Annotated in this window: 25 protein-coding genes and 7 tRNA genes; 18 read left to right on the top strand and 14 right to left on the bottom strand. The window is 66.8% G+C overall.

All coding sequences use genetic code 11. The annotated features are described in order from the left end of the window. Positions 1–128: 128 nt before the first annotated feature. The 6 genes from GH2_RS11390 to GH2_RS11365 all read right to left on the bottom strand — a co-directional run bounded on the left by GH2_RS11390 (position 129) and on the right by GH2_RS11365 (position 913). A tRNA-Val gene (locus tag GH2_RS11390) sits at positions 129–200 on the bottom strand. A gap of 20 nt (positions 201–220) precedes the next feature. Continuing rightward, positions 221–294 (bottom strand) — tRNA-Cys (locus GH2_RS11385). Positions 295–305: 11 nt separating this feature from the next. Beyond that, a tRNA-Gly gene (locus GH2_RS11380) sits at positions 306–378 on the bottom strand. 275 nt (positions 379–653) lie between these two features. Further along, positions 654–728: transfer RNA gene (locus GH2_RS11375), tRNA-Val, on the bottom strand. A gap of 24 nt (positions 729–752) precedes the next feature. Then, positions 753–826 (bottom strand) — tRNA-Cys (locus GH2_RS11370). A gap of 14 nt (positions 827–840) precedes the next feature. Beyond that, a tRNA-Gly gene (locus tag GH2_RS11365) sits at positions 841–913 on the bottom strand. 279 nt (positions 914–1,192) lie between these two features. Between GH2_RS11365 and GH2_RS11360 the strand changes: the two genes are divergently transcribed. Next, a tRNA-Val gene (locus GH2_RS11360) sits at positions 1,193–1,264 on the top strand. A 391-nt stretch (positions 1,265–1,655) separates the two neighbouring features. On the opposite strand, the gene GH2_RS21620 is transcribed toward GH2_RS11360, so the two are convergent. The 5 genes from GH2_RS21620 to GH2_RS11345 form a co-directional block, all read right to left on the bottom strand. Further along, positions 1,656–2,276: a hypothetical protein gene (locus tag GH2_RS21620; RefSeq protein ID WP_157086073.1), complete on the bottom strand. Its 621-nt coding sequence runs from the start codon at positions 2,274–2,276 to the stop codon at positions 1,656–1,658. Then, entirely contained in the window at positions 2,273–3,277 is a 1,005-nt protein-coding gene (locus GH2_RS11355; protein ID WP_372434539.1) for an alpha/beta hydrolase, read from the bottom strand. Before GH2_RS11355 ends, GH2_RS21620 begins: the two co-directional genes overlap by 4 nt. A gap of 89 nt (positions 3,278–3,366) precedes the next feature. Beyond that, the gene (locus GH2_RS21615) at positions 3,367–3,510 is read right to left on the bottom strand and encodes a hypothetical protein (protein WP_157086072.1); all 144 of its coding nucleotides are present in this window, start codon (positions 3,508–3,510) and stop codon (positions 3,367–3,369) included. A gap of 184 nt (positions 3,511–3,694) precedes the next feature. Then, on the bottom strand, positions 3,695–5,482 hold the full coding sequence (locus tag GH2_RS11350) for an ABC transporter ATP-binding protein (RefSeq protein ID WP_066167581.1): 1,788 nt from the start codon (positions 5,480–5,482) through the stop codon (positions 3,695–3,697). Continuing rightward, positions 5,479–7,251, bottom strand: a complete 1,773-nt coding sequence (locus tag GH2_RS11345; RefSeq protein ID WP_066168383.1) for an ABC transporter ATP-binding protein — start codon at positions 7,249–7,251, stop codon at positions 5,479–5,481. Before GH2_RS11345 ends, GH2_RS11350 begins: the two co-directional genes overlap by 4 nt. A gap of 129 nt (positions 7,252–7,380) precedes the next feature. Between GH2_RS11345 and GH2_RS11340 the strand changes: the two genes are divergently transcribed. From GH2_RS11340 to pdxS, 8 genes are all read left to right on the top strand, one after another. After that, positions 7,381–8,703 (top strand): glycosyltransferase 87 family protein, encoded by a 1,323-nt coding sequence (locus GH2_RS11340; RefSeq protein ID WP_244885369.1) that lies wholly within the window; start codon positions 7,381–7,383, stop codon positions 8,701–8,703. 62 nt (positions 8,704–8,765) lie between these two features. After that, entirely contained in the window at positions 8,766–10,868 is a 2,103-nt protein-coding gene (thrS, locus tag GH2_RS11335) for a threonine--tRNA ligase (protein ID WP_066167578.1), read from the top strand. Between the two features lie 29 nt (positions 10,869–10,897). Next, entirely contained in the window at positions 10,898–11,425 is a 528-nt protein-coding gene (locus GH2_RS11330) for an ATP adenylyltransferase (protein WP_066167573.1), read from the top strand. Positions 11,426–11,435: 10 nt separating this feature from the next. Further along, positions 11,436–12,113, top strand: a complete 678-nt coding sequence (gene pgsA, locus GH2_RS11325) for a phosphatidylinositol phosphate synthase (RefSeq protein ID WP_066167570.1) — start codon at positions 11,436–11,438, stop codon at positions 12,111–12,113. 6 nt (positions 12,114–12,119) lie between these two features. Beyond that, positions 12,120–13,079, top strand: coding sequence for a phosphatidylinositol mannoside acyltransferase (locus GH2_RS11320; RefSeq protein ID WP_066168189.1), 960 nt, complete (start codon positions 12,120–12,122; stop codon positions 13,077–13,079). Positions 13,080–13,088: 9 nt separating this feature from the next. Beyond that, positions 13,089–14,213, top strand: a complete 1,125-nt coding sequence (locus GH2_RS11315; RefSeq protein ID WP_066167566.1) for a glycosyltransferase family 4 protein — start codon at positions 13,089–13,091, stop codon at positions 14,211–14,213. Between the two features lie 10 nt (positions 14,214–14,223). Then, positions 14,224–14,739, top strand: a complete 516-nt coding sequence (locus tag GH2_RS11310; protein WP_066167563.1) for a LemA family protein — start codon at positions 14,224–14,226, stop codon at positions 14,737–14,739. 79 nt (positions 14,740–14,818) lie between these two features. Continuing rightward, complete coding sequence (gene pdxS / locus GH2_RS11305) at positions 14,819–15,724, top strand: pyridoxal 5'-phosphate synthase lyase subunit PdxS (protein WP_066167559.1); 906 nt, start codon at positions 14,819–14,821, stop codon at positions 15,722–15,724. A 304-nt stretch (positions 15,725–16,028) separates the two neighbouring features. Here pdxS and GH2_RS11300 read toward each other — a convergent pair whose 3' ends face one another. Together GH2_RS11300 and GH2_RS11295 are read right to left on the bottom strand one after the other, a co-directional pair. Further along, a complete protein-coding gene (locus GH2_RS11300) occupies positions 16,029–16,715 on the bottom strand; it encodes a hypothetical protein (protein WP_066167555.1) in 687 nt (228 codons plus the stop codon). Between the two features lie 41 nt (positions 16,716–16,756). Further along, a complete protein-coding gene (locus tag GH2_RS11295) occupies positions 16,757–17,428 on the bottom strand; it encodes a hypothetical protein (protein WP_066167549.1) in 672 nt (223 codons plus the stop codon). A gap of 240 nt (positions 17,429–17,668) precedes the next feature. Here GH2_RS11295 and GH2_RS11290 point away from each other — a divergent pair, with 240 nt between their 5' ends. The 3 genes from GH2_RS11290 to GH2_RS11280 all read left to right on the top strand — a co-directional run bounded on the left by GH2_RS11290 (position 17,669) and on the right by GH2_RS11280 (position 19,783). Next, a complete protein-coding gene (locus GH2_RS11290; protein WP_066167546.1) occupies positions 17,669–18,502 on the top strand; it encodes a PP2C family protein-serine/threonine phosphatase in 834 nt (277 codons plus the stop codon). 6 nt (positions 18,503–18,508) lie between these two features. Further along, complete coding sequence (locus GH2_RS11285) at positions 18,509–19,237, top strand: hypothetical protein (protein WP_066167543.1); 729 nt, start codon at positions 18,509–18,511, stop codon at positions 19,235–19,237. 105 nt (positions 19,238–19,342) lie between these two features. Beyond that, positions 19,343–19,783 carry a response regulator transcription factor gene (locus GH2_RS11280; protein ID WP_066167540.1) on the top strand — a complete coding sequence of 147 codons (441 nt, stop codon included), beginning with the start codon at positions 19,343–19,345 and terminating at the stop codon, positions 19,781–19,783. 5 nt (positions 19,784–19,788) lie between these two features. On the opposite strand, the gene GH2_RS11275 is transcribed toward GH2_RS11280, so the two are convergent. Further along, on the bottom strand, positions 19,789–21,738 hold the full coding sequence (locus GH2_RS11275; protein WP_066167537.1) for an acyl-CoA dehydrogenase family protein: 1,950 nt from the start codon (positions 21,736–21,738) through the stop codon (positions 19,789–19,791). A gap of 54 nt (positions 21,739–21,792) precedes the next feature. On the opposite strand from GH2_RS11275, the gene GH2_RS11270 reads away from it, so the two are divergent. The 6 genes from GH2_RS11270 to ruvB all read left to right on the top strand — a co-directional run bounded on the left by GH2_RS11270 (position 21,793) and on the right by ruvB (position 26,421). Further along, on the top strand, positions 21,793–22,647 hold the full coding sequence (locus GH2_RS11270; RefSeq protein ID WP_066167534.1) for an acyl-CoA thioesterase: 855 nt from the start codon (positions 21,793–21,795) through the stop codon (positions 22,645–22,647). Then, positions 22,644–23,258: a pyridoxal 5'-phosphate synthase glutaminase subunit PdxT gene (pdxT, locus tag GH2_RS11265; protein WP_066167531.1), complete on the top strand. Its 615-nt coding sequence runs from the start codon at positions 22,644–22,646 to the stop codon at positions 23,256–23,258. Before GH2_RS11270 ends, pdxT begins: the two co-directional genes overlap by 4 nt. Before the next feature lie 70 nt (positions 23,259–23,328). Beyond that, on the top strand, positions 23,329–24,084 hold the full coding sequence (locus GH2_RS11260; protein WP_066167529.1) for a YebC/PmpR family DNA-binding transcriptional regulator: 756 nt from the start codon (positions 23,329–23,331) through the stop codon (positions 24,082–24,084). 68 nt (positions 24,085–24,152) lie between these two features. Then, positions 24,153–24,746 (top strand): crossover junction endodeoxyribonuclease RuvC, encoded by a 594-nt coding sequence (ruvC, locus tag GH2_RS11255; protein ID WP_066167526.1) that lies wholly within the window; start codon positions 24,153–24,155, stop codon positions 24,744–24,746. Beyond that, complete coding sequence (gene ruvA, locus GH2_RS11250) at positions 24,743–25,339, top strand: Holliday junction branch migration protein RuvA (protein WP_066167523.1); 597 nt, start codon at positions 24,743–24,745, stop codon at positions 25,337–25,339. The genes ruvC and ruvA overlap by 4 nt, the downstream gene beginning before the upstream one ends. After that, complete coding sequence (gene ruvB, locus GH2_RS11245) at positions 25,336–26,421, top strand: Holliday junction branch migration DNA helicase RuvB (protein ID WP_066167521.1); 1,086 nt, start codon at positions 25,336–25,338, stop codon at positions 26,419–26,421. Before ruvA ends, ruvB begins: the two co-directional genes overlap by 4 nt. Positions 26,422–26,439: the final 18 nt, after the last annotated feature.

The following is a 26,439-nucleotide window of genomic DNA, read 5'->3' as shown; positions in this document are numbered from 1 at the left end:
TCCTGCCATGCGCAGCGGGCCTCGGCATGGGGAGCGTCATGTCATCTAGACGGACCAACGGCGCGAGTACGAACGGATCGACAACAAAACGACGAAGCCCGCCGGACAATCGGCGGGCTTCATCTCTGTGCGCGATACAAGGATTGAACTTGTGACCTCTTCCGTGTCAGGGAAGCGCTCTCCCACTGAGCTAATCGCGCGAGTATTTGATTGTGTGAAGTGGAGGTGGCGACGGGAATCGAACCCGTGTGCACGGCTTTGCAGGCCGTTGCCTCACCACTCGGCCACGCCACCGGGGTTTTCCGAGCGGATGACGGGATTCGAACCCGCGACCCTCACCTTGGCAAGGTGATGCGCTACCAGCTGCGCTACATCCGCATGCCGGTGAACGCGTCTTGTGGACGCTGTCGCTCACCGGCGACAACAAACACTAGCGTCCAGCGAAGAGTAAATGCAAACTGGGGTTTGCCGTGCGTTCAGAAACCCGTTGCGACGTGCAGTTTTTCGCTGAATTCGAGGGATTCTGCGGGCGCGGCGATGACGGGAGCCGGCGTACGAGTGTTGCCGACGGGGTGCATTGTGGCGATGCGTCAGACCGGTCGGGGAGTGCAAGCAAACCAGGCCCGGTCGATGACCGGGCCTGGTTTGCTTCATGGTGCGCGATACAAGGATTGAACTTGTGACCTCTTCCGTGTCAGGGAAGCGCTCTCCCACTGAGCTAATCGCGCAAGTATCGAGTTGTTGAACTGCGGTGGAGGTGGCGACGGGAATCGAACCCGTGTGCACGGCTTTGCAGGCCGTTGCCTCACCACTCGGCCACGCCACCGGGAGTGTTGACAGAGCGGATGACGGGATTCGAACCCGCGACCCTCACCTTGGCAAGGTGATGCGCTACCAGCTGCGCTACATCCGCGTGCTGTGAGCAGCCTTGTGGGCTTCGCTCTCCAGCGAGAAGAACATTAGCGGGGTGGCCGTGCAGAACACAAATCGGCAGGTGAGCGACTTACATCGATGTAAGTTCGCCTGCGTAGATGGTCGGCAGCTTGGGTGGTCGGGCCAATTCGCTGAGGCACGAGGCCGACGGGGGTGAGCGAATCGTCGCGTGTGAGGTGATTTGGTTTCGCCGAGGGGGAGTGTGTACTCTGACTTCTCGTGCGAGAGCAGTCGTTCTGCCGCGCAAACAATCTCATACGGTCCCGTGGCTCAGTGGAAGAGCGTCCCGTTCACACCGGGAAGGTCGCTGGTTCGATCCCAGCCGGGACCACAAAGAAAAGCCCGCAGTCGACTGCGGGCTTTTCACTTTCTGCAGGCTTTGCGCGTGACTACTTGGTCGGACTTCCCGGCGGCCGATCGACTATCCGGGCTCAGGGAGCACCGCCATTCGACATCGTGATCGCCAGTCACCAGTGCGTCCCGACGGGCGGGCCATACTCCACCACGGTGAGGTGACTGTTCTTGTCGCCCACGGCACGGTGTTCAACTGCCAGCGCCGCCCGCGGCGACCGATCCAGCGTCGGGAGTCGGAGGGCCTGTGTAGGTCGTGCCCCCGATCCGAGGATGAGGTGCGCGTGACGCCACCACGGATCGCCAGGTGGCTGCTCCGTAGCGTGGTGGACTCAGGGCTTCGTGGCCTCCCTGGCCTTGTGAGGAGGCGTCTATTCCGGTGAGATGAGATACGAGTAGTTGGTCAGCGGTCCTATGGGATACGCCTTCTGCAAGACTGCACCGTGAGTGCGTTCGTAAGCCTCGCCGAGGGCTGCGTCTGTGGTGCTCAGAGTGATTCCGAGACCGGCGTCTGCCGCGGCCGTCCGTGCGCGCATGACGAGGCGGCCAGGCACTCCGATGCCGCGAAACTCGGGTGCTACAACGCTGAGTAGAACGTCGACGTAGTCTCCTGGGCGTCGTTCGTCAGCAAGCACTGCTCGCAGCGTCTTGAGACGGTCAACAATATCCGTTCTGGACGTCAGGATTCGTGCTGAAAGTGCTTGGATTGACGGCGGCAGCGGTGCATCAGCTCTGTCGGGAGTAAGCCAGATGAGGATTCCACCAACCGGCCCGGTGGGAGGTACCGCTGCCTCTACGCCACCCCGTGCGACGTGCGGTGCAATGAAGAACGATGCCAGCCAGCGACGGACCTCGTCGTCGTCGATATGAGCGCCAAGCAGCCAGGCGAACAGTGGAATCTCCGACATGGACCCCGCAACCAAATCGACTGCGGAGTCCACCTCGGACTCTTTGAGCGGGCGGATCTCGATGTCGTCCCGCCGGTGGCTCATGCGCCGATGCTGCGTGCCAACTGCGGCCAGGACTTGTGGAGCTGATCTTCCCAATAACGCCACGAGTGCGAGCCCGCTGCCGGTCGGTCGACGGTCGCCGGGATGCGCAGGTCGGACAGCTTGGAGGCCAGCATCTCGGTGCATACGCGGGTTGCCGCTTCGATCGAGCCGCCAACGGCGATCTGGTCGGCTAGAACCGAGGGGTCAGGCACGTACGCGGAGGTGTCGTACTTGCCTGGGAGCCCGGTGGCAGCGCTGAGATAGAGCGAGACACCGCGCAACTTCGATGCGTTGAGAATCGGGTCGTGCTTCTTCCAGCCGGCACCCTCGTAGGGGCCCCACATGTTCTCCGGATCGGCGCCGCCACGACTCTCGACCACCATGCGGATATAGAGAATGCCCATGTCGGTCGACGTACTGGCGCATCCGCTGTAGCCGGCGACCGACTTGTAGAGACCGCGGTGTTCGATGGCGAGATTCAAGACCGAGGTGGCGGACGACGAGATGCCTGCGATCGAGTTCTTGCCGTTCGTATTGTAAGTAGCGTCAACGACCTGCGGGAGTTCCTTGCCCAGGAATGTCGACCACTTGTTGACACCGAGCTTCTCGTCCGGCTTCTCCCAGTCGGTGTAGTAGGTGAAGGCGCCCTGCATCGGGGTGATGACGTACACGTTCTTATTGGCGAAGAACGACGCGATGTCCGTCTTGACCTGCCACGAGGCCGAGTCTTCACCGCCGCCCGCGCCATTGAGTAGGTACAGGACACCCGCCGGCTTGGATCGATCCTTCGGCATCAGGACACTCAACGGAATGTCTCGGTTCATCGAAGCGGAATGCACGACGACGTCTGCGGACTGCGGCCCGGTCGGTGTTGACGAGACGACGGTGCTGGACGGCGCGGCGACGGCGTCGGTCGGGACCAGGGTGGAGGCGAGGAGTACGCCTGCCGAAGCGACGGACAGGACGGCGGCGGTAGTGAGTCGGCGGTACCAAGGAGTCACGATGTCATCAATTCTGATCAGAGGCGGCGGGACGGCATGCAGCCCCGCCAGTCATTCGACCGGCGGGGCGGCATGAGGAGAGACAGTTATCAGCTTCCGAACGAAGTGCCGCCACCGGTGCTGTCGCCAGCGCCGCCACCGTTGCCGGTCGAGCCGCCGAGGCCGATGGATGATCCCTGCACGTTGCCGAACTTGATCAGCGCGTCGAGTCCGCTGAGGTCGATGTTTGCCATGTGGCCTTCTTTCGTTGAAAGAGGATCCCGCCGCCTCCGGATGGCCTGCGGTGATTGCCGCTATATCGTGTCATGACCGTGATGGGAATTTCATTCCACGACACGATTTGACACACCCCACAGCCAGATATTGACCTGAACGGAGGACACTTCGATCGGAAAACCGTCCACTTGCGCACACCATTCAGCCGTACAGCCGCGCGAACTCGCCTCCCGCCGCGAGCAACTCCTCCGCCGTCCCGTGCTCGATGATGCGGCCGTCCGCGAGCACGGCAACGCTGTCGGCGGTCGCGAGCGTGGAGTAACGGTGGGTCACGATCAGGGTCGTGGTGCGGTGCCGTAGCGCTTCCAGCCCGCGGCTGATGACGAGCTCGGTGCGCGGGTCGGCCGCGCTTGTGGCTTCGTCGAGGATGAGGATGTCGGGATCGCCCGCGAGGGCACGTGCCACCGTCAGCAGCTGCTTCTCGCCCGCGCTGATCACGTCGTTGTCGCCGGAGACGACGGTGTCGCGGCCGCTGGGCAGACCTGCCAGCAGCAGGTCGATCATCCATTCGTCCGGGACCCGGCCATCCTTGGTGCCGTAGTCGATGTTCTCGCCGGCCGAACCGGTGAACAGCCACGGATCCTGCGTGACGACAGCCAGCTGTGCCCGGATCTGACCGCGCGTCAGATCCGCGATGTTCTCTCCATCGAGCGTGATGGTGCCGGAGGACGGTTCGACGAAGCGCTGCAGCAGACTGGTCAGCGTGGTCTTTCCGGACCCGGTCGCGCCGACCAGGGCAGTGGTCCGTCCGGGGGCGAGCTCCAGGTTGACACCGCGCAGGACCGGAGTGGCGTCGTAGGCGAAATGGACGTCAGAGAAGACGATGTGGGGCGGCAACCGGTGCCGTGACGGCGGCGGGGAGACCGGATCGTCGACGGCGGGCCCGGATTCCTCCGGCTCGGCGAGGAACGCACGCACCCGGCCGAAGGAGATGAATCCTGACTGCAGGCGGGGAAGCGTGCTGGTCAACTCGGAGATCGGACTCGACAACTGCTGTGCATACAGCAGCACCGCCTGCAGTACACCGAGCGTGACGGAACCGTCGAGCATCCGGAGTGCGCCGAGCACCGCGATCACGACGAACACGATCGCATTGAGGAAGGTCAAGACCGGAGCCAGCGTGGCGCTCCACGTCTGGCCCGTCTGCCCGGCCTTCTGCAACCGCGAGTTCAGCGCATCGAACTCCCGCGCCGTCTGCTGCGTTCCGTTGTAGGCGGAGACCATGTCGCGGGCGCTGTAGACGTCTTCGACGTGTGCGGTGATCGCCGCCGTGGTCTGCCATTGGCGTTCCATGTGCGGCTTCGCCAACCGCAACACGACGACCGCGAGGATCGTGGTGATCGGAATGGTGGCGAAGACGATCATGGCGAAGAACGGCGAGATCGCGATCAGTGCGACCACGACCGCGACGATCGTCAGAATCAGCACCGGCAACTGAACGAAGATCGGGCCGATGACCGACGAGAAGTTGTCGATGTCGACGGTCATCGCGTTCAGCACCTCGCCGCGCCGCTTGCCCTCGAGCGCGCCGACCGGAACGCGGTGGACCTTGGCCTCGACCCGTTCGCGGATCCGTCGAATGGCCGCTTGAACGGCGTTGTTGACGAGCAGTCCGCCGCCGATGCGGGTGCTCGTCAACACGATGAGCGCAATGCCCACCGCGCCGGCGGCCGCCCACAGTCGCGGCCAGTCGACGCCTACACCGGGTACGGCGCCCAGGCGATCGGCGATGTTCTCCAGGTCGGTGGCGCCATCCGCCAACTGCGAACCGACCACACCGGCGAAGATGAGGTCGGTGATCCGAGCCAGCAGCAACGGGATCACGACCGAGGTGGCCGCGGCGATGAGCGCCAGCACCAGTGCGACGCTGAGCCGACGATCGGACCCGAGGAAGGCGCGCACCTCACGGACCGCGTGCAGAATCGTCATCGCGAATCCGCCTGCGTGCGTGCCGTCGGCGCCTGGGCGTCGGCGAACTCTCGGTACGCCGGACACCGTGCCGCCAACTCGCGGTGGGTGCCGACGTCGACGATGCGCCGCCCGTCGAGGACCGCGATGCGGTCGGCGTAGCGGACGTTCTCCACCTGTTGGTCGGCGATCAGGATCGTCGCCGTCGGCAGGGCGCCGCGCACTCCGCGCAGCACCGTGTCTGCGGTGTGACGGTCCATCGCCGAGAACGCGGCATCGAGACAGAGCACGCGCGGCGCGCGGACCAGTGCTCGCGCGATCGCCAGACGTTGCCGCTGGCCACCGGAGAAGTTGGCGCCGCCCTGCGTGACCTCGGCATCGAGTCCGCCGCGCTCCACGACGGTCTCGGCGATCGCCGCGACGGTCAAGGCCCGCCAGAGCGCGGCGTCGTCCGCGTCGAGCGTGCCGAGCCGTAGATTCGATGCGACGGTGCCCGCGATCAGCGAGCGACCCTGGCCGACGTGAGCGACCGTCGACCGCAGGTCGGACAGCGGCCAGGCGGTCGTTGCAACGCGACCGAGTTCCACCGACCCAGCGGACGGATCGAGCAGCCGCGGGACGAGGGACAGCAGCGACGACTTTCCGCTGGACGTACTGCCGATGATCGCGCACGTCGAGCCGGCTGGGCAGTGCAGCGACACCGACTCGACGGCAGCGTGCGCGGCACCCGGATACTGCACGCGCACGTCGCGGAAGTCGAGGGAGAGCGGACCAGCGAGGACGAGTCCGCCGTCGTCGGGGAGTCCAGACGGCTTGTCGAGGACCTCAGCGAGGCGGCCGGCGCTGACACGCGCCCGCGGGAAGACGGCCGCCAGCGTGATGAGCAGCGTGATCCCGACGACGATTTGGGTCAGGTACCCGGTGAATGCGGTCAATCCGCCGATCGTGAGGTCGCCGTTCTCGATGAGTCGGGCGCCGAACAGGCTGGTCGCCGCGGTGGCGGCGTTCGCGATCAGCAGGACGCCGGGCAGCAGCATCAACTGGAGGGCGCCGACGCGCCGCGCGAGACCGGTCAGGTCGCGGTTGGCCTCGTCGAAGCGAGTGCTCGCGGCGGGTTCCTGACGGAACGCGCGGATGATCCGCGTCCCGGCGAGTTGTTCACGCAACACGCGGTTCACGGTGTCGACGGCCTGCTGCAACCGCGACACCAGCGGTGTCAAGAACGTGACGAACACTCCCACAAGCACACCGAGGACCACTGCGGCGACGACGATCACCGGGGCCAACTGCACCGACGCCTGCAACGACAGCACCACTGCTCCGACCGTGATGATCGGCGCGGTGACCGCGACGCTGGTGGTGAGAAAGACCGCCTGGGTGACGACGCCCGTGTCCAACGACGTTCGGGTCAGCATCGTCGGCGTGCCGAGTTCGTGATATGCCGCGGTCGAGAAGTCGGTGGCCCGTCGGTAGACGCGACTGCGCAGGTCGGCGGCGGCACCCGTCGACAGTGCGGAACCGCAGGCGATCGCGGCGAGTGAGGCGATCAATCCGCAGACCGCGACGCCGAGCATCACCGCACCCATCCGCTGGATGTATCCGACGTCGCCTGCGATCACGCCGTCGTCGATGATCCGGGCATTGAGGGTCGGCTGAGCCAGCGCGGCCGCCATCGCGATCACCTGAGCCACCACCACCCCGACCACCAGGCGTCCGCGGCCTTGTACGGCGATGACGGCGAGCCGCCGAAGCGCGCGCTCCTTCGGTGCGCGATGCGAATGGCGCTTCACCGGGCGCACTCCCTTCGAAAGGAATCGGTCACGGACAAGGCCGACATGGCACTCATCTGAAGGATATTCATCTGCGCGCCGTCGTCGTGCCGTCGGTGTGCGCCCGGGTCGAGGCCGTACCATCGCTGAGTGAAGTTCAGCAGAGCGTCGAATCGCTCGGTGACGTGGCCGATGGTGGCTCTGGCCGCAGTGGGAGCCCTGCTGATTCTGGCATGGCAGATCTGGGTGGTTCCGCTGAATCATCCGACGTACGGCCTGTTCAATATGGGTATCGACACCCGCGTGTACCGGGGCGGCGCGCTCGCCGTCTGGGACGGGCGCCCGCTCTACGACCTCCCTGTCTACAAGGTGTGGCAGTTCACGTACACCCCGTTCGCCGCCGTCGTGCTGGTTCCGCTGGTGTGGGTCCCCGAACACACTGCCCTGTTCCTATGGAATGTCGGGAACGTCGCGTGTCTGCTGGCGCTGATCGCGGTGTCGCTGCGGGCGCTCAGATTTCGGATCGACGGACGCTTCGTCGCGTTCACGGCGCTGTTCGGGTTTGCGGTGATCGGCTTGGAACCGGTGCACACCACGTTCTGGAATGGGCAGATCAACCTGGTGCTAGCACTGCTGGTGATCGGCGACCAGCTACGTCGCAGTGATCGCCTTCGAGGCGTTGGCATCGGCCTCGCCTCGGGCATCAAACTCACACCGATCTTCTTCGCCGCCTACCTGGTCATCACCAAGCAGTGGCGGGCGGCGATCACCGCCGTCGCCGTCTTCGCCGCGACGATCGTTCTCGGGCTGGTCGTGCTCGGCGACGAAGCCTGGCGGTTCTGGACGACGTCGCTGACCGAGACCGGACGCATCGGGCCGCTCGACCATCCGGCCAACCAGTCGCTCAACGGCTTCTTCGCGCGCCTGCCCGCGATGGGGCTGGGCCACGCGCCGAGCTGGCTGTGGATCCCGACCGGACTCGTGGTCGGGCTGCTCGGCCTGTGGGCGGCACTGGCCGCGCACCGCGCAGGGCGCGAACTGCTCGCGCTCACGGTCACCGGGATGACCTCGTGCGCGGTGTCGCCGTTCTCGTGGGGGCACCATTGGGTCTGGGTGGTTCCACTGCTGCTGGTCGCGGTGATCCACTGCTTCGAGACGACCGACCGTCGTCGCCCGCTGACCTGGCTCTGGTGGCTCGCTCCGGCCGCGGTCATCGGGCTGACGTTCACCTGGTGGCATCGCGTGGTGACGGTGACTCCGCACGGTGTGGAACGACTCAAGATCACCTTCGGGGTCTTCCGCTTCGTCCGCTCTCCCTCCGGACCCGAGTGGGAACTGCCGGTCCGCTTGGTCGGGAGCGGCGCGTATGTCCTGTTGCTCCTGCTGACGATCGCGGTGACGCTCTGGGTGTGCGACGGGCGCAGCGCGATACGATTCAACGCGAACCGCACGCTGCCTGACAGCGCGCAGTGAGTTCGCTGTCCCACCAGGAGCAGTGAGACCACCCGTCGACATCGAATCGAGGAGCAAACGTCGTGCCCGACAACGCCGCGTCCGCTGACAGAGTCCGCCTGCCCGAGACCATCCGGGTTCCGGCGGGCACTACCGCGGGCGCCGCAATGCGGGACACCGAGTTGCCCGACGGCGTGGCCCTGCCGAACAAGGGTCCGCAGGCGATCGTGGTGGTCCGTGAGGCCGACGGCACGCTCCGCGATCTCTCGTGGGCGCCGGACGTCGACACGCACGTGTCGCCGGTCCCGGCCGACTCCGACGAGGGGCGCAGTGTGATCCGCCACTCCTGCGCGCACGTGCTGGCGCAGGCCGTCCAGGATCTGAACCCCAAGGCGCACTTGGGAATCGGTCCGCCCATCACCGACGGCTTCTACTACGACTTCCAGGTGGACGATCCGTTCACGCCCGAGGACCTCAAGGCCCTCGAGAAGCAGATGCGCAAGATCATCAAGTCCGGGCAGCGCTTCTCGCGCCGCGTCTACGAGTCGAAGGACGCCGCCCGCGAAGAACTCGCGACCGAACCCTTCAAGCTGGAGCTGATCGACGACAAGGGCGCGGCCGACGACGACGAGATCATGGAGGTCGGCGGCGCCGAGCTCACCGCCTACGACAACCTGAATCCGCGGACCGGCGAACGTATCTGGGGCGACCTCTGTCGCGGCCCGCATGTGCCCACCACCAAGTACATCTCCGCGTTCAAGCTGACCCGTAGCTCCGCCGCCTACTGGCGCGGCGACCAGAGTCTCGCGGATCTGCAGCGGGTGTACGGCACCGCGTGGGAGTCCGCCGAGGCGATGGACCTCTACCTCGACCGTTTGGCCGAGGCCGAGAAGCGCGACCACCGTCGTCTCGGGAGCGAACTGGACCTGTTCAGCTTCCCCGACGAGCTCGGCTCGGGACTGCCGGTCTTCCACCCCAAGGGCGGCATCATCCGCAAGGAGATGGAGGACTACTCCCGCGAGCAGCACGCGGCGGGCGGATACGAGTTCGTCAACACCCCTCACGTGACCAAATCGAATCTGTTCGAGGTCTCCGGCCACCTGGACTGGTACGCCGAGGGCATGTTCCCTCCGATGCAGCTCGACGCCGAGTACAACGACGACGGCTCGCTCCGCAGGCCCGGCCAGGACTACTACGTCAAGCCGATGAACTGCCCGATGCACAACCTGATCTACGGATCCCGCGGTCGTAGCTACCGTGAGCTGCCGCTGCGGCTGTTCGAGTTCGGCTCGGTCTACCGGTACGAGAAGTCGGGCGTGGTCCACGGACTGACCCGCGCACGCGGATTCACCCAGGACGACGCGCACATCTACTGCACGCAGGAGCAGGTGGTCGAAGAACTGACCACCACGTTGAACTTCGTTCTGCAACTGTTGAAGGACTACGGGCTCGACGACTTCTACCTCGAACTCTCGACCAAGGATCCGGCCAAGTACGTCGGGTCCGACGAGGTGTGGGAGGAGGCCACCGAGACGCTGCGGCAGGTCGGTGAGGCTTCCGGGCTCGAGCTGGTTCCCGACCCCGAGGGCGCCGCGTTCTACGGACCGAAGATCTCGGTGCAGGTCAAGGACGCGCTCGGGCGCACCTGGCAGATGTCCACCATCCAGCTCGACTTCAATTTGCCGGAACGCTTCGAGCTCGAGTACACCGCCAACGACGGCACCAAGAAGCGGCCGGTGATGATCCACCGTGCGCTGTTCGGCTCCATCGAGCGCTTCTTCGGCGTGCTCACCGAGCACTACGCCGGCGCCTTCCCGGTCTGGCTGTCGCCGGTCCAGGTGGTCGGCATCCCGGTCGCCGAGGCGTTCGTGCCGCACCTGCAGAATGTCGTCGGACGGCTCAAGAACCGGCGGGTCCGCGCCGAGGTCGACTTCTCCGACGACCGCATGCAGAAGAAGATCCGCAACCACACCACCGCCAAGGTGCCGTTCATGCTGCTCGCCGGCGAGCGCGACGTCGAAGCGGGCGCGGTGAGTTTCCGTTTCCGCGACGGCACGCAGCTCAACGGGGTGTCGGTCGACGAAGCGATCGTCGCGATCGACGAGTGGGAGGAGTCGCGCCGCAACGACTCGCCGACAGCGGAGACCATGCAGGAATTCCTCGACGCCGCCCGGAAACGCCGATGAGGGAGCAGCGCCGATGAAGAAGAGCGTCCATGACTGATCGGGATCACCTCCAGCGACTGTGGACTCCGCATCGCATGAGCTACATCACCTCGGCCGCGCCGAAGAAGCCGGTCGACGGGGGTGAGCTCAGCGGGCACCCGTTCCTCGACATCCCGCGGATGTCGGACGAGGACGGCCTGATCGTCGCCCGCGGCGAGACGGTGTACGCCGTGCTGAATCTGTATCCGTACAACCCCGGTCATACGATGGTCGTGCCGTACCGTCAGGTCGCCGACCTCGAGGATCTGACCGCGGCCGAGAGCGTCGAACTGATGGAGTTCACCCAGCGACTGATCCGGGTGATCAAGTCGGTCTCGCGCCCGGACGCGTTCAACGTGGGTCTCAATCTCGGTGCGGCTGCCGGCGGCTCACTGTCGGAGCACATCCATCAGCACATCGTCCCGCGCTGGACCGGTGATGCGAACTTCATCACGGTCGTGGGGGATACGAAGGTGCTTCCGCAGCTCCTGCAGCAGACCCGCGGTCTGCTGGCACAGGCGTGGAAAGAACTTCACTAAAGGACCACTCATGCTCAGCATTCTTGGACGGGCCTCGGTCTCGAAGGTCACCGCGCCGATCGGTCGTGCGCTCATCCGGACGGGGTTGACGCCCGACGCGATGACGATCATCGGCACCGTTGTGACGGTCGGCGCCTCGATCGCCCTGTTCTCGCAGGGGTATCTGTTCGCGGGCGCCCTGGTGACGTGGGCGTTCGTCATGTTCGACATGCTCGACGGTGCCATGGCCCGCGCCCGCGGGGGCGGCACCCGATTCGGGTCGGTGCTGGATGCGACGTGCGACCGGATCGCCGACGGCGCCATCTTCGGTGCCTTGGCGTGGTGGGCCGCGTTCGTCGAGCCGCACCGGCTCCTCCTCGTCGCGACTCTGATCTGCCTGGTGACCTCGCAGGTCATCTCGTATGCGAAGGCCCGGGCCGAGGCCGCGGGCCTGTACGGCGACGGCGGCCTCATCGAACGCCCGGACCGCCTCATCATCGTGCTGGTGGGCGCGGGCTTCACCGACTTCCCCGGGCTGCACTGGAGCTGGGCCATCCACGTCGCGATGTGGATCCTCGCCGTCGGCTCGGTGATCACCGTCGGCCAGCGGATGTGGTCCATCTTCACCTCGCCGGGCGCTCGCGACTTGATTCCGACGGCCGACGCCGCGTCGGACACAAGCGCTGACGACCACTCCGACGAGGGCTGAGCCGTGCTGGGAAACCTCACCGACTACGCCGCCGACCTCGGCTATCGAGCCGGGTGGGCGGCGGTCAAGTTCGCCCCGGAACGGCTCGCTCGCGGGCTGTTCGACGCGGTCGGCACCGTCGCGGGTCGACGCCACGGGGGACCGGAGCAACTCCGGAAAAACCTCGCGCGCGTCATCGGGACCACCCCGGAGGCGGTTCCGGCCGACCTCGTGGAACAGGCGATGCGCTCCTACTCGCGGTATTGGCGCGAAGCCTTCCGGCTGCCGACGACCGATCCGGCCGACATCGTCGCGTCCGTCCGCATGTCCGACCACGACCGACAGGTGGTCGACGACGTCTGCACCTCCGGCAAGGGCGTCGTGATGGCCCTGCCGCACTCCGGGAACTGGGACATCTGCGGCGTCTGGCTGGTGGCCCACTACGGACAGTTCGCGACCGTGGCCGAGCGACTCAAGCCCGAGTCGTTGTTCGACCAGTTCGTCGAGTACCGCGAATCGCTGGGTTTCGAGGTCTTTCCGCTGACCGGTGGGGAGCAGCCGCCGTTCGCCGCGCTCGCGGAGCGGCTCCGGGCGGGCGGCATCGTCTGTCTGATGGGCGACCGGGACCTCTCGCACAACGGCGTGCCCGTCGAGTTGTTCGGCGAGCGGACCCGGATGCCCGCGGGGCCGGCGAAACTCGCGATCGACACCGGGGCGCATCTGCTCGCCGTCCACCACAGTTACGTCGACGAGGAGTCGTCGTTGCTCCGCTGCGGAACCATCATCGACACCTCCGGCGGCGTCGAGCAGGCGACCCAGGCGCTGGCCGACGCGTTCGCCGAGGGCCTCGCTGCCGCTCCGGCGGATTGGCACATGCTGCAGCCGCTGTGGGAGAGCGACTGGTCCGCTGAGCGACGCGAACGACTCGGTCTGACCGATGCCTCGTCCTCCGACGACGGCCCGGTGTCCGGCGACGAGGCGCGGTAGGCGAGTGCGATGAAGATCGGGATGATCTGCCCCTATTCGTTCGACGTTCCCGGCGGCGTGCAAGCGCACGTCATCGAACTCGCCGAAGTGTTCATCGGCCGAGGCCACGAGGTCCGGGTGCTGGCGCCGGCGGGGCTCGACGTCCAGATGCCCGACTACTTCGACTCCGCGGGCCCCGCGCTCGGGATTCCATACAACGGCTCGGTGTCGCGAGTCACTTTCTCTCCGAAGGCCTATCACCGGCTGCGGCGGTGGATCGAGGTCAACGAGTTCGATGTGCTGCACGTCCACGAACCAAATGCGCCCAGCCTGTCGATGCTGTCGTTGATGGTCGCGACCGGCCCCATCGTCACGACGTTCCACACGGCGACCACCAAGTCGCTGTGGCTCACGGCGTTCGATTCGATGCTCCGCCAGTACCGCGAACGCATCTCGGGGAAGATCGCGGTCTCCGAGTTGGCGCGGCGCTGGCAGATGGAGTCGCTCGGCAACGACGCCGTCGAGATCCCCAACGGCATCGATGTCGCCTCCTTCGCCGACGTCGAGCCGCTCGACGGCTACCCGCGCACGGGACGTACGGTGATGTTCCTCGGTCGGTACGACGAGCCGCGGAAGGGCATCGACATCCTGATGCGGGCGCTGCCGCGCATCGTCGAGGAGTTCCCCGACGTGACCGTGCTGGTGGTGGGCGGCGGAAGCGAGAAGGCGCTCCGGCGTCGCGCAGGCGACCTGTCCGACCACCTGCACCTGCTCGGCATGGTGGACGACGAGACGAAGGCGCGGGCCCTGGCCAGCGCGGACGTGTATGTGGCGCCCAACCTGGGCGGCGAGAGCTTCGGCATCGTCCTGGTCGAGGCGATGGCGGCGGGCACGGCGGTCGTCGCGAGCGATCTGGTGGCCTTCCAGCGCGTTCTCGACGGTGGCACGGCCGGCCGCGTCGTCGAGACCGGGTCGCCGACCGCGCTGGCCGAGGCCGTCATCGACGTACTCGGCGACGAGGAGGCGCGCCAGGCGCTGATCGCACGGGGACGTGCCCGTGCCGACCTGTACGACTGGTCGCGCGTCGCCGACCAGATTCAGCGCGTGTACGACACCGTCACCCTGGGCGCCGGCCCGGTCGTGGTGTCGGACTGAGGAGATCTTCGTGACGATTCTCTCGCTCGTCGGCATCGTTGTCGGCGCGATCGCCGGTGCCGGGCTGATCTGGCTCGCGATCCTGGCCGCGACCCGAGCGACGCGGCTCGACCGACTCAACGTCCGCGTCGACCTCGCGTACGAGGCGCTGGTGGCCGCCTTGGAGCGGCGCGCCGTGGTCGGCCGGACCATCGCGGCCGCGGATCCGGACGCGGACGGCGCGCAGGAACTGAGTGCCGCGGCCACCGATGCCGAAGCGGCGCCCCGAGGCGAACGCGAAGCTGCCGAGAATCGACTGTCGGTGGCACTCGCGCGGATGGCGGGGGCGAACCGCGCTCCCGCCCTGGTCGCCGAGCTCGCCGACGCTCAGACGCGGGTGACGATGGCGCGACGGTTCTACAATGATGCTGTTAGGGACGCGCGCGCACTCGGTGGTCGACGCATGGTCCGGTGGCTGCGGCTCGGCGGCCATTCGACGCTTCCCGAGTATTTCGAGATCACCGAGCGCGTCAGTGGTGCCCGCTGACCTAACCCCATGCACCCCGTGTGGGGTCGATCGGGTTTACTTGGTGGGTCATTCGATACACGAATAGGGAGATCAATCAGTGTCCAGTGAGGCTCAGAACGCACCGGCGACCGGCACGGCCCGCGTGAAGCGTGGCATGGCGGAGATGCTCAAGGGCGGCGTCATCATGGACGTGGTCACCCCCGAGCAGGCCAAGATCGCTGAAGACGCGGGCGCTGTCGCCGTGATGGCGCTCGAGCGCGTCCCCGCCGACATCCGTGCCCAGGGCGGCGTCTCGCGAATGAGCGACCCGGACATGATCGACGGCATCATCGAAGCCGTCTCGATCCCGGTGATGGCGAAGGCGCGCATCGGTCACTTCGTCGAAGCGCAGATCCTGCAGAGTCTGGGCGTCGACTACATCGACGAGTCGGAGGTCCTGACCCCGGCCGATTATGCGAACCACATCGACAAGTTCGCGTTCACCGTGCCGTTCGTCTGCGGTGCCACCAACCTCGGGGAGGCCCTGCGCCGCATCACCGAGGGCGCCGCGATGATCCGGTCGAAGGGTGAGGCGGGCACCGGCGACGTGTCGAACGCGACCACGCACATGCGCCAGATCCGTCAGCAGATCCGTCGACTGACGTCGCTGCCGGAGGATGAGCTGTACGTGGCGGCGAAGGAGTTGCAGGCGCCGTACGATCTCGTCGTCGAGGTCGCCAAGGCAGGCAAGCTGCCGGTGACGCTCTTCACCGCGGGTGGCATCGCGACGCCCGCCGACGCCGCGATGATGATGCAGCTCGGCGCGGAGGGTGTGTTCGTCGGCTCCGGCATCTTCAAGTCCGGCAACCCCGAACAGCGGGCCGCCGCGATCGTCAAGGCCACCACCTTCCACGACGATCCCGATCAGCTCGCACAGATCTCGCGCGGACTGGGCGAGGCGATGGTCGGCATCAACGTCGACGACATCCCGCAGCCCCACCGCCTCGCCGAGCGCGGCTGGTAGGAGCTATTTCACAGCTCTTGGCGAGGTTCTCGGCGTCGTGGGTGGGATGGCTCAGGTGGGTCAGTTGCGGTCGGCCATGACGCCGCCGTCGGCATCCCAGAGGGCACCGGTGACCCAGCCGGCCGTGCCTGGCCAGGCTCTCGCGCGCGTCGTCGAGCTTGGCTTGGTTCCGGCCGACGATGACGGCGTCGACGTCGTCGGAGGCGACCGTGCCGGGCGGTTCGTCGGTAGACGAGAACCGCGAATGGAGCCATAGTGGGCATGTATGCCCGCCGGTACTGCGGAGCCGATCAGCCCTTCGGCGTCAGCTCAGGATCACTGCGCCGCGGCGGCCCAGATGCTGTTGGGAGAACGTGACCTTCACAGACTGGCCCTTGTTCACGGTGCGGTTGATGCTGGTGCTAGTCCACCGCGTCTGTCCTTCGGCATCGGTGAACTGGACGGTGACCCTGGTGACCGGCGAGTAGTTCACGGAGTAGTGACGGGCGCGGGTGACGACACCGGAGACGACCACACCGTCACGCTTGACGGTGGCGCGCAGTGCGGCCTGCCGCTGGGATCGGATGCGGACGCCTTCGAAGACGATGATGGTGACGACACCGCCACCGATGAACGCGTAGAAGGTCGCGATCGTGACCACCCGGGTGGTCACGTCCTCGACGCCGAGCGGCGACGAAGCCATCGCGTCGCCGACCAGCGCGCCGGAGCCGATGGCGATGAAATACATCGCTATGGACCAGGTGGTCAAGCGAGAGTCGAAACCTTCTTCGGTGCCGAAGGAAATGAGGAAGGTTCCGGCGAGCAGCAGCGGTATCGGCAGGATGTTGCCGACCAGGCTGACCCACAGCGGCAGCGGTGACGCGTCTTGCATCACGATGGTCCAGGCGCCGACCAGCGCGAACAGAATCGATATGATGCAGAGCACGTATCCGGCTGCTCGGCGCGCGGAATCGCGGTTCCACCAGCGGGACTCCGGATTGATGAGAGTCATGTCGGGGCCTTCCGTTCAGATCGCTGGGTGTGAGCCGTCCGTCAGCTCAGGATCACTGCGCCGCGGCGGCCCAGGTGCTGTTGGGAGAACGTGACCTTCACGGACTGGCCCTTGCTCACGGCGCCGCCGATGCTGGCGCTGCTCCAGCGCGTCTGGCCCTCGGCGTCGGTGAACTGCACGGTGACTCTCGTGACCTGCTGATAGTTCACGGAATAGGGGCGGGCACGGGTCACGACTCCGTTGACGACGGTGCCGTCGCGCTCGACAATCGCTCGCAGCGCGGCCTTTCTTGTGGATCGCAAACGCAGCGCTTCATAGATCAGGATGGCGGCGACACCGCCACCGATCATCAATCCGAACATCACGGCGGTGACCACGTCGCCGCTCGACGGGTTGGAAGCCTGCGTGCCGCCGATCAGTGAACCCGTCCCGATGGCGATGAAATACATCGCCATCGCCCAGACGAACAGGCGAGAGTCGAAGCCCCCGACGGTGCCGAACGACACGAGGAATGTCCCCAGGACGATCAGCGGTATCGGCAGGAAGTTCCCGACCAGGCTCGCCCACAGCGGCAGCGGCGAAGTGCCCTGCATTCCCATGCTCACACTGCCGACGAAGGCGAGGACGACCGAGACGATGTAGAACAGACATCCGGAGATGCGGCGAGTGGAGTCGCGGTTCCACCAGCGAGACTCCGGATTGACGAGGCTCATGGTCGAGTCTCCGTTTCGGATAGGCGGCACGTCAAGGCTCAACCCAACCACATGACGTGTGCTGAGACCGACTTCAGGAGGCGCGTGCCGACCACGGCATCACCGATCGCGCGCGCCAAAGTACACTTGTTGCGATATGGGTCTACGAAATGACTGGCCACACCGCGGATCACGCCAGCGGGTCCGTGCGGCTGGGGGAGCGTCGGGCCTGGGCGGCCGACATTCGATGGCAGGAGCACGATGACCGAACCGAAGATTCTGCGTGACGAGGCGGTTGCCGGACACGACGAGGTCGGGAACCTCGTCGTCGACTGGGCGGTGGTCTGTCACGTGGGTCGCGTTCGCGAAGCGAATGAGGACGCGGCGCTCGCGATTCCCGGTCGCTATGTCGTCGCAGACGGTATGGGCGGGCACGACAGCGGCGAACTCGCCAGCGAGGCGGCACTGCGAACCCTCGCCGAGGTGCCCGTCGGCGAGAACTCAGCGGAGGCGCGTGCTCATCTGACCGAACTTCTGGAGCGTGCGCAGGAGCGGATCGGCGAGCTCGGCACCGAGACCGGACGCCGCGCAGGGACCACCGCCACCGGCATCGTTCTCACGACCGACGACGGTGTGCCGCACTGGGTCGCGTTCAACATAGGCGACTCGCGCACGTACCTGTGGTCGGCCGGGGAGTTGCGGCAGGTGAGCGTCGACCACTCGCAGGTCCAGGAGCTGGTGGACGCCGGCTATCTGACGCCCGAGCAGGCTCGGGTCGATTCGCGGCGCAACGTGATCACTCGCGCGCTCGGTGCCGGAATGGCGGCGCCGGTGGCTGATTACTTCGGGTTCGAAGCCAAGGCGGGCGATACCATCCTGCTGTGCTCGGATGGGCTCGACGGCGAGCTGACCGACGACGAGATCGAAGTGATCTTGGAGGCCTCGCCGGACAACGAGGTAGCCGCGGCGGCGCTGGTCGAGGCGGCTCTGGAGTGCGGTGCTCACGACAACGTGACGGTGGCCGTCGTGTCGGTTGCCGGAACATCGGTGACCGGAGCTGTCGAGGAGCGCAGCGGCGAAGAGATCGGGGACTGATCCACCTTGCAGCCGGACGTGTCGACAACATTCGCCGAGTTCTGCGGTGAGCGATTCCCGGTGCTGTCCGGCCATCCGTTCTACATCGGCCGCGAGGCGACCCTCACCGTCGACGACAATCCGTATCTGCATCGGCGGTTCCTCGTGTTGCACGACGAGAACGGGATGTGGTGGCTGACCAACCTGGGGACCCATCTGTCCGCGACGGTGACCTCCGCCGACCTGGGATTCAGTGCGACGCTGGGGCCCGGCGCCCGCATGCCGCTCGTCTTCGGTCGTACCAGCATCGTGTTCACCGCCGGGCCGACGACGTACGAGGTGCAGGTTCAGGCCGGCTCACCTGACGTGTCCGCGCCGACCGTCGAGCACCTGGTCGGCGGTGACACGACGCGCGGCGTGCCGAACTTCACCGAGAGTCAGCGGCTTGCCATTCTGGTGCTCGCCGAGGCCATCCTGCGGCGCGACGGAACCGGTGCGAGTGCACTCCCCAGCTCGGCTCAGGCCGCGGCACGGCTGGGGTGGTCGTTGACGAAGTTCAACCGCAAGCTCGACAACGTCTGCGACAAGCTCGACATGATCGGTGTCAGCGGCATGCGGGCGGGCGGCGGCAAGCTCGCGACCAACCGCCGGTTGCGTCTGGTGGAGTACGCGCTCTCCACCCGGGTGATCACCCGGGACGACCTAGGATTGCTCGACGCGGAGCACGCGCGCAATCAACCCCCTGACCTGCAGTGATGGCATGGGGAGTTCTCCCCATCGACGGGCTTGCCGACAGGCCATAGCGTTCTTTCCAACAGCAACGGAACAACGAGTTCCAGCGCACAGGAAGGGACAGAGAAGATGACCGTCACCGCAATCGCACCCGCCGGCACCACCCACCCCGCCACCGTTTCCGCAGCGGGTGGCCCGCGTTCTGCGTCCGCTGTCGACCGTCGTCGCCGCGAGGCGCTCGCCCGGCTCAGCGCTCGCGTCATGCCGCTGCCGGGGCAGCCGCTGCACACTTCTCCCGCGACCCTGACGATTGTTCGCGACGAACCGGCCGCACCCGCGATGCCGCAGCCGACCTTGACCGACCGTGAGGTGGAGGTCCTGCGCACCTGGCTGCTGCTCGATTCCAAGCCCGCTGTGGCCGAGGCGCTGTTCATCTCGCTCGGAACCGTGAACACGCACTTGACGCGCATTCGCGCCAAGTACGCCGAACTCGGCCGGTCAGCGTCCACCAAAGCGGCGCTCGTCGCCCGCGCGATTCAGGACGACATCGTCGACATCGACGAGCTCTGACTCTGCTAGCCGGTGAAGGCCTCGTCGCGGAGCATCGGGATGTCGAAGCAGGCGTCGGGGACGCCGAACGCGTCCACCAGGTTGTGGGCGTACGGGCGGAGTTCGCCGCAGAGGTCGTTGACTCCGCGTCGGATGGCCTTCGCTCGTTCGACGCTGACGTGCCGATGCATGAGGAACCAGCCGAGATCCTCCTCCAGCAACGAGTACACGAAGAGATTGCGCACCTGCTTGAGCACGGTGCGCGTCTCGCGGTCTTCGACGCGACCGATGACCTCGACGAAGCTCTCGAGGACGATGCGTTCGATGTGGGACTCGCCGACCTTGATCAGGTGATCCTGCGTCTCGGTGAAGACCTCGAGGGCGTCCGCGTCGTCCTCCTTGGCGCGCCGCATGCGGGCCGCCGCGGTCCGGGTCAGGTGATCCTCGCGGTTCCGCAGCAACCTCAACTGGGTGCCGGGGTGGGTCAAGGCACTGTTCTCCGGGTCCTCGTCGGAATCGTCGAGCAGCGTCTGCACCACCTGGCGCGCCGCCGTCTTCTCCAACGCGTAGCTGGTGGCCATGCTCGCCACGAAGCGGACCCACCCGACTGCGTCGAGGCCCTGCACGTCGTCGGCGTAGGCGGTCAACTGCTCCTTCGCGACCAGTTGGGTGAGCACCAGGTTGTCGCCCTCGAACGTGGTGAACACGTCGATGTCGCCGCGCAGCAGCGGCAGCAGGTTCTCGGACATGTAACCCGCACCGCCGCACGCCTCGCGCGCCTCGGAGATGGCCCGTTGCGCGAGGGTGGTGTGCCCGGCCTTGATCGCGGCCGCCTTGGTCTCGAGTCGGCGGAGCTCCTTCGGGTCGACGGTGGCCGGATCCGCGGTCTGCATGTCGTGGAGTTCGGCGGTCACCTCGTTCTGAGCGATCGCGAAGGCATAGGCGCGCGCCACCAGCGGCAGCAGTCGACGCTGATGTGTCCGGTAATCCAGGAGCAGCATCTCCGTGTCGCCGCCCGGCGCCTGGAACTGCCTGCGCTGCAGGGCGTACTTGACGGCGAGCGCCAACCCGAGACGTCCGGCGGCGCCCGCGGAGGCGCCGACGGTCACGCGACCGCGGATCAGGGTGCCGAGCATCGTGAAGAACCGCCGGTTGTCGGACTCGATGGGGCTGGAATACGTGCCGTCGTGAGCGACGTCGGCATACCGGTTCAGCAGATTGGTGCGCGGGATCCGCACGCGGTCGAACAGGATTCGGCCGTTGTCCACACCCGGCAGCCCGCCCTTGTATCCGCAGTCGGACGTCGTGACGCCGGGCATATCCGCACCGTCGGCGTCGCGGATCGGCACGACGAAGCAGTGCACGCCGCGGCTGACCGGCTCCTCGCCCGGCGCCCCGGTGACCAGCTGCGCGAAGACGGCGGCGAAACGCGCGTGCTCAGCGGCGCCGCCGATGTAGTCCTTCCGCGATCCCGGCGTCGGGGAACAGATCTCGAACTCTCCGGTCTCGGGCAGGTAGGTGGCGGTGGTCTCGAGCTGCTGGACGTTGGAGCCGTGTCCGGTCTCGGTCATCGCGAAACAACCCAGGACGTCGAGGTCGATCAGGCCCTTCACATAGGTGTCGTGGTGTTCCTGCGTACCGAGGTTCTCAATGGCGCCGCCGAACAGTCCCCACTGGACGCCTGCCTTCACCATCAGCGACAGGTCGCCGTAACCGAGGGTCTCGATGGCGGTGACCGCGCCGCCGACGTCGCCGGTTCCGCCGTGCTCCGGACGGAATCCGGATGCGGGGAAGCCGAGCGGCACCATGTCCTTCATCTGTCCCAGCACCCGGGTGCGGTAGTCGTCGAGCGACAGTCCGGACTGCGGGACCAGCGCTTGGTCGTTGATCTGGCGGCGCACGACGTCGCGCGTCGGCCCCCACCGCCCGTCGAGAACGGATCGAAGGTACGGGGTCAGGGTGCTCTCGGCGCTCATGGTTTTCGACCCTACCTGTGAGTTCGGGTCGGGGCTCGGTGCGATAATCAGCGCGTGGCGCACATCGAAGAGATCCTGGCTGTCGAGCGGATCGACAATGACATCTATCGTGGCGGGTCGTTTCCCAGCCATTTGAGGAGAACGTTCGGCGGACAGGTGGCCGGTCAGGCGCTGGTGTCGGCGACCCGGACGGTGGACCCCGCGTTCGCCGTGCACTCCCTGCACGGGTACTTCTTGCGACCGGGTAAGCCGGACAAGCCCGCGGTCTACCTGGTGGACCGGATCCGTGACGGACGGTCGTTCGTCACCCGCCGGGTGACCGGTGTACAGGACGGCGAGGCCATCTTCTCCATGTCGGCCTCGTTCCACGTCACCACCGACCACGGGATCGAGCATCAAGACCGGATGCCGCCCGCGCCGGATCCCGACACGCTGCCGGACCGCGCCGAGTCGGCGACCGACACCCAACGCATGCTCCTTGCCGAATGGGACACCTTCGACATCCGGATCGTCGACCAGTCGGACACCGTGAAGATTCCGGGACTTGCTGCACAGCAACGCGTCTGGTTCCGTTACCGCACTCCGCTGCCGGACGACCACCTGCTACACGTGTGCACCCTCGCCTACATGAGCGATATGACGCTGCTGGGCTCGTCCGCGGTGGTCCACCCCGATGAGGAGACGCAGAACGCCTCGCTCGACCACGCGATGTGGTTCCTGCGTCCCTTCCGCACCGACGACTGGCTCCTATACGATCAGACGTCTCCGTCGGCCGGCGGCGGACGCTCTCTGACTCAGGGTCGGATCTTCGACCGCAGTGGTCGGATGGTGGCCGCGGTGACGCAGGAGGGCCTGACCCGAAGCGGCGTTCCGGGCTCGGCCGCGTCGATCATGAGGCAGGCCGAATGAGTGAGCCCACGATCGGCGTGCTGGCTCTGCAGGGGGATGTCCGCGAGCACATCGCGGCGTTGAATGCCTGTGGGGCACAGGCGATTCCGGTTCGACGGCGGGCTGAGCTCGACGCTGTCGACGGGTTGGTGATCCCGGGTGGGGAGTCGACCGCGATGAGCAGGCTGCTCGGCGTGTTCGACCTCTACGACCCGCTCGTCGCACGCCTTCGCGACGGACTCCCGGCCTACGGCTCGTGCGCGGGCATGATCATGCTCGCGTCGAGGATTCTCGACACCCGGCCCGACGCACGGCACCTCGATGCGCTCGACATCACGGTGCGGCGCAACGCTTTCGGGCGTCAGGTGGAGTCGTTCGAGGCCGACCTGGCGTTCTCGGGGATCACCGATCTGCCGGGCGCCGAACCCATGCGCGCGGTCTTCATCCGCGCACCGTGGGTGGAGGAGGCCGGGCCCGGTGTCGACGTGCTGGCCACGGTCGACGAGGGGCCTGCCGCGGGGCGTGTCGTCGCCGTACGGCAGCGCAACGTGCTGGCCACTTCGTTTCATCCTGAAGTCACCGGCGACGTGCGGGTGCACCAGTTCTTCGTGGATATGGTGGGGGCGGCGTAGAATTTCCCGGTGCCCTGCGGCAGCCACGTGTTGTCCGGGTAACGAGAACTCTTCAAGAAAGGGAACACCAATGAGCGGCCACTCCAAATGGGCCACCACCAAGCACAAGAAGGCTGTCATCGATGCCAAGCGCGGCAAGATGTTTGCCAAGCTGATCAAGAACATCGAGGTGGCGGCCCGTACGGGTGGCGGTGATCCCGGCGGAAATCCGACGTTGTACGACGCGATCCAGAAGGCGAAGAAGTCGTCGGTTCCGAACGACAACATCGAGCGCGCCCGCAAGCGCGGCGGCGGCGAAGAGGGCGGCGGCGCCGACTGGCAGAACATCACGTACGAGGGCTACGGCCCCAACGGTGTCGCCATTCTGGTCGAGTGTCTCACCGACAACCGCAACCGCGCGGCCACCGAGGTCCGTGTCGCGATGACCCGCAACGGCGGCAACATGGCCGATCCCGGTTCGGTCGCGTACCTGTTCACCCGCAAGGGCGTCGTCACCCTGGAGAAGGGTGACCAGACCGAGGACGACATCCTCATGGCCGTCCTCGACGCGGGCGCCGAGGAGGTCACCGATCTCGGTGAGACGTTCGAGGTCGTCAGCGATCCCGGCGATCTGATCGCCGTGCGCACCGCCCTGCAGGAGGCCGGCATCGATTACGACTCGGCCGAGCCGGATTTCCGCGCGTCGGTCGAGGTTCCGGTCGACGCCGACGGTGCGCGCAAGGTCATGAAGCTCATCGATGCGCTCGAGGACTCGGACGACGTCCAGAACGTCTACAGCAATATCGACATCAGCGATGAGGTGCTCGCTCAGCTCGAAGACGACTGATAGGCTCTCGAACAAATGTTCTGACCGGGTCGGAGGCGGCCCGGCGGAGATCGAGAGGTGAGTGGCGCGTGCGTGTTCTGGGCATCGACCCCGGCCTGACGCGGTGCGGCATCGCACTCGTCGAGGCCGGGCAGGGGCGGAGGGTGACCGCGCTCGACGTCGACGTGATTCGCACGCCCGCTGATATGGCGTTGGAGAAGCGTCTCCTCGGCATCTATCGGGCGGCGACGACGTGGTTCGACACGCACCAGCCCGACGTCGTCGCCATCGAGCGGGTCTTCGCCCAGCGTCAGGTGAGCACGGCGATGGGCGTCGCGCAGGCCTCCGGAGTCATCGCACTCGCGGCGGCCGAGCGCGACCTGCCCGTCGACTTCTACACGCCGAGCGAGGTGAAGGCCGCGGTCACCGGGTCGGGGCGGGCGGACAAGGCGCAGGTCACAGCGATGGTCACCCGCATTCTCGGGATGCAGAAGCCGCCGAAACCGGCCGATGCCGCCGACGCCCTGGCGTTGGCGATCTGCCACAGTTGGCGCGGTCCGGTGAATCGCCGGATGCAGGAGGCCGCTGAGCGCGCACAGGAGGCGCAGAACCGCCACCGGGCGCGACTCAAGGCGGCTCAGGAGGAAGCCCGCGCGTTGACGGGCGGAAAGGCTGCGCTGTGATCGCGTCCGTGTCCGGGGAGATCATTCACATCGCACTCGATCACGCGGTGGTGGAGTGCGCGGGAGTCGGTTACCGGGTGCTCGCGACCCCGCCCACGTTGGGGACGCTCCGTCGCGGCGAGCAGGTGCGACTGCTGACCACGATGATGGTCCGCGAGGACTCCATGACGCTGTACGGATTCACCGATCCCGATGCGCGCGATCTGTTCAGCCTGTTGCAGACGGTCACCGGCGTCGGCCCGCGCCTCGCGATGGCGACCCTGGCCGTATTGGAACCCGATAGCCTTCGCCGTGCTCTCGCCGACTCCGACGCCAAGGCGCTGACCGCGGTTCCGGGCATCGGTAAACGCGTCGCCGAGCGCCTGGTCGTCGAACTCCGCGACAAGGTCGCGGCGGCGCCGGGCGAGACCACGACGCCCGGTGGGCCGGCCGTCGGCGGCGTCGGCGCGCAGGTGGCCGAAGCCCTTGTCGGGCTCGGCTTCACCGAGTCGGCGGCCGACAAGGCCGTCGCTGCGGTGCTCGCCGAGAACGCGGACGCCGACTCGTCGACGCTGCTCCGGGCGGCGCTCACCTCCCTCGGGCCGCGTCGATGACGACCGACGCCGAGGACTTCGGTCCGGGAGAGTTTCTCAGCGCGAACCTCGTCGAGGGCGACAGTGACGTGGATGCGAGTCTGCGGCCGGGAAGCCTCGGCGACTTCATCGGGCAGCCCCGCGTCCGCGAACAATTGGAGTTGGTCCTGCACGCGGCCCGTGCGCGTGGCCGCACGCCCGATCACATTCTGCTGTCGGGACCGCCCGGACTGGGCAAGACGTCGCTCGCCATGATCATCGCCAGTGAGATGGGCGCCGCCATCCGGATCACCTCGGGTCCCGCGCTCGAGCGTGCCGGCGATCTGGCCGCAATGCTGTCGAACCTCGTCGAGGGCGACGTCCTGTTCATCGACGAGATCCACCGGATCGCGCGGCCAGCCGAAGAGATGCTGTACCTGGCCATGGAGGATTTTCGCGTCGATGTCGTCGTAGGGAAGGGCCCCGGAGCCACCTCGATTCCGCTCGAGGTGGCTCCGTTCACCCTGGTCGGCGCGACGACGCGATCGGGCGCACTGACCGGGCCACTCCGCGACCGGTTCGGTTTCACCGCCCACATGGAGTTCTACGAGGTCGACGAACTGGTGCGCGTGCTGCAGCGGTCGGCCGCCATCCTCGGCATTCCGATCGCCGCGGACGCCGCCGTCGAAGTCGCGGGACGTTCGCGCGGCACCCCGCGCATCGCGAACCGGCTGCTTCGCCGCGTCCGCGACTATGCGGAGGTCCGCGGAGACGGGACCGTCGATCTCGCGGCGGCGCGGGCCGCACTCAAGGTCTACGACGTCGACGAACTGGGACTGGACCGCCTCGACCGGGCCGTTCTCGGCGCCCTGGTCCGCGGGTTCGGTGGGGGACCGGTCGGCGTCTCCACGTTGGCGGTGGCCGTCGGTGAGGAGCCCGCGACCGTCGAGGAGGTCTGCGAGCCGTTCCTGGTCCGCGCAGGCATGATCGCGCGGACGCCGCGGGGCCGAGTGGCCACCGCCGCCGCCTGGCATCACCTCGGGCTGCAGCCTCCCGCGGGCGCGATCAATCAGGTGCACGGCGTGCGGGCCCGCGAGGACGACACCGGCACGCTGTTCGACTGATCACGTCATCGGTCGATC

The organism is Gordonia hydrophobica NBRC 16057 (assembly GCF_001592365.1).
In the GTDB taxonomy this organism is placed as follows: domain Bacteria; phylum Actinomycetota; class Actinomycetes; order Mycobacteriales; family Mycobacteriaceae; genus Gordonia; species Gordonia hydrophobica.
The sequence above is the reverse complement of the archived record's forward strand: the minus strand, read 5'-3'. Positions and strand labels throughout refer to the sequence as shown.

Bases quoted from the DNA above. Each gene is read 5' to 3' on its own strand.
- GH2_RS21620 (WP_157086073.1), bottom strand. From the start codon at position 2,276: ATGAGCCACCGGCGGGACGACATCGAGATCCGCCCGCTCAAAGAGTCC.
- GH2_RS21615 (WP_157086072.1), bottom strand. From the start codon at position 3,510: ATGGCAAACATCGACCTCAGCGGACTCGACGCGCTGATCAAGTTCGGC.
- GH2_RS11350 (WP_066167581.1), bottom strand. From the start codon at position 5,482: ATGACGATTCTGCACGCGGTCCGTGAGGTGCGCGCCTTCCTCGGGTCC.
- GH2_RS11330 (WP_066167573.1), top strand. From the start codon at position 10,898: ATGACTGATCGGGATCACCTCCAGCGACTGTGGACTCCGCATCGCATG.
- pgsA (WP_066167570.1), top strand. From the start codon at position 11,436: ATGCTCAGCATTCTTGGACGGGCCTCGGTCTCGAAGGTCACCGCGCCG.
- GH2_RS11315 (WP_066167566.1), top strand. From the start codon at position 13,089: ATGAAGATCGGGATGATCTGCCCCTATTCGTTCGACGTTCCCGGCGGC.
- GH2_RS11300 (WP_066167555.1), bottom strand. From the start codon at position 16,715: ATGACTCTCATCAATCCGGAGTCCCGCTGGTGGAACCGCGATTCCGCG.
- GH2_RS11295 (WP_066167549.1), bottom strand. From the start codon at position 17,428: ATGAGCCTCGTCAATCCGGAGTCTCGCTGGTGGAACCGCGACTCCACT.
- GH2_RS11290 (WP_066167546.1), top strand. From the start codon at position 17,669: ATGACCGAACCGAAGATTCTGCGTGACGAGGCGGTTGCCGGACACGAC.
- GH2_RS11280 (WP_066167540.1), top strand. From the start codon at position 19,343: ATGACCGTCACCGCAATCGCACCCGCCGGCACCACCCACCCCGCCACC.
- GH2_RS11275 (WP_066167537.1), bottom strand. From the start codon at position 21,738: ATGAGCGCCGAGAGCACCCTGACCCCGTACCTTCGATCCGTTCTCGAC.
- pdxT (WP_066167531.1), top strand. From the start codon at position 22,644: ATGAGTGAGCCCACGATCGGCGTGCTGGCTCTGCAGGGGGATGTCCGC.
- GH2_RS11260 (WP_066167529.1), top strand. From the start codon at position 23,329: ATGAGCGGCCACTCCAAATGGGCCACCACCAAGCACAAGAAGGCTGTC.
- ruvB (WP_066167521.1), top strand. From the start codon at position 25,336: ATGACGACCGACGCCGAGGACTTCGGTCCGGGAGAGTTTCTCAGCGCG.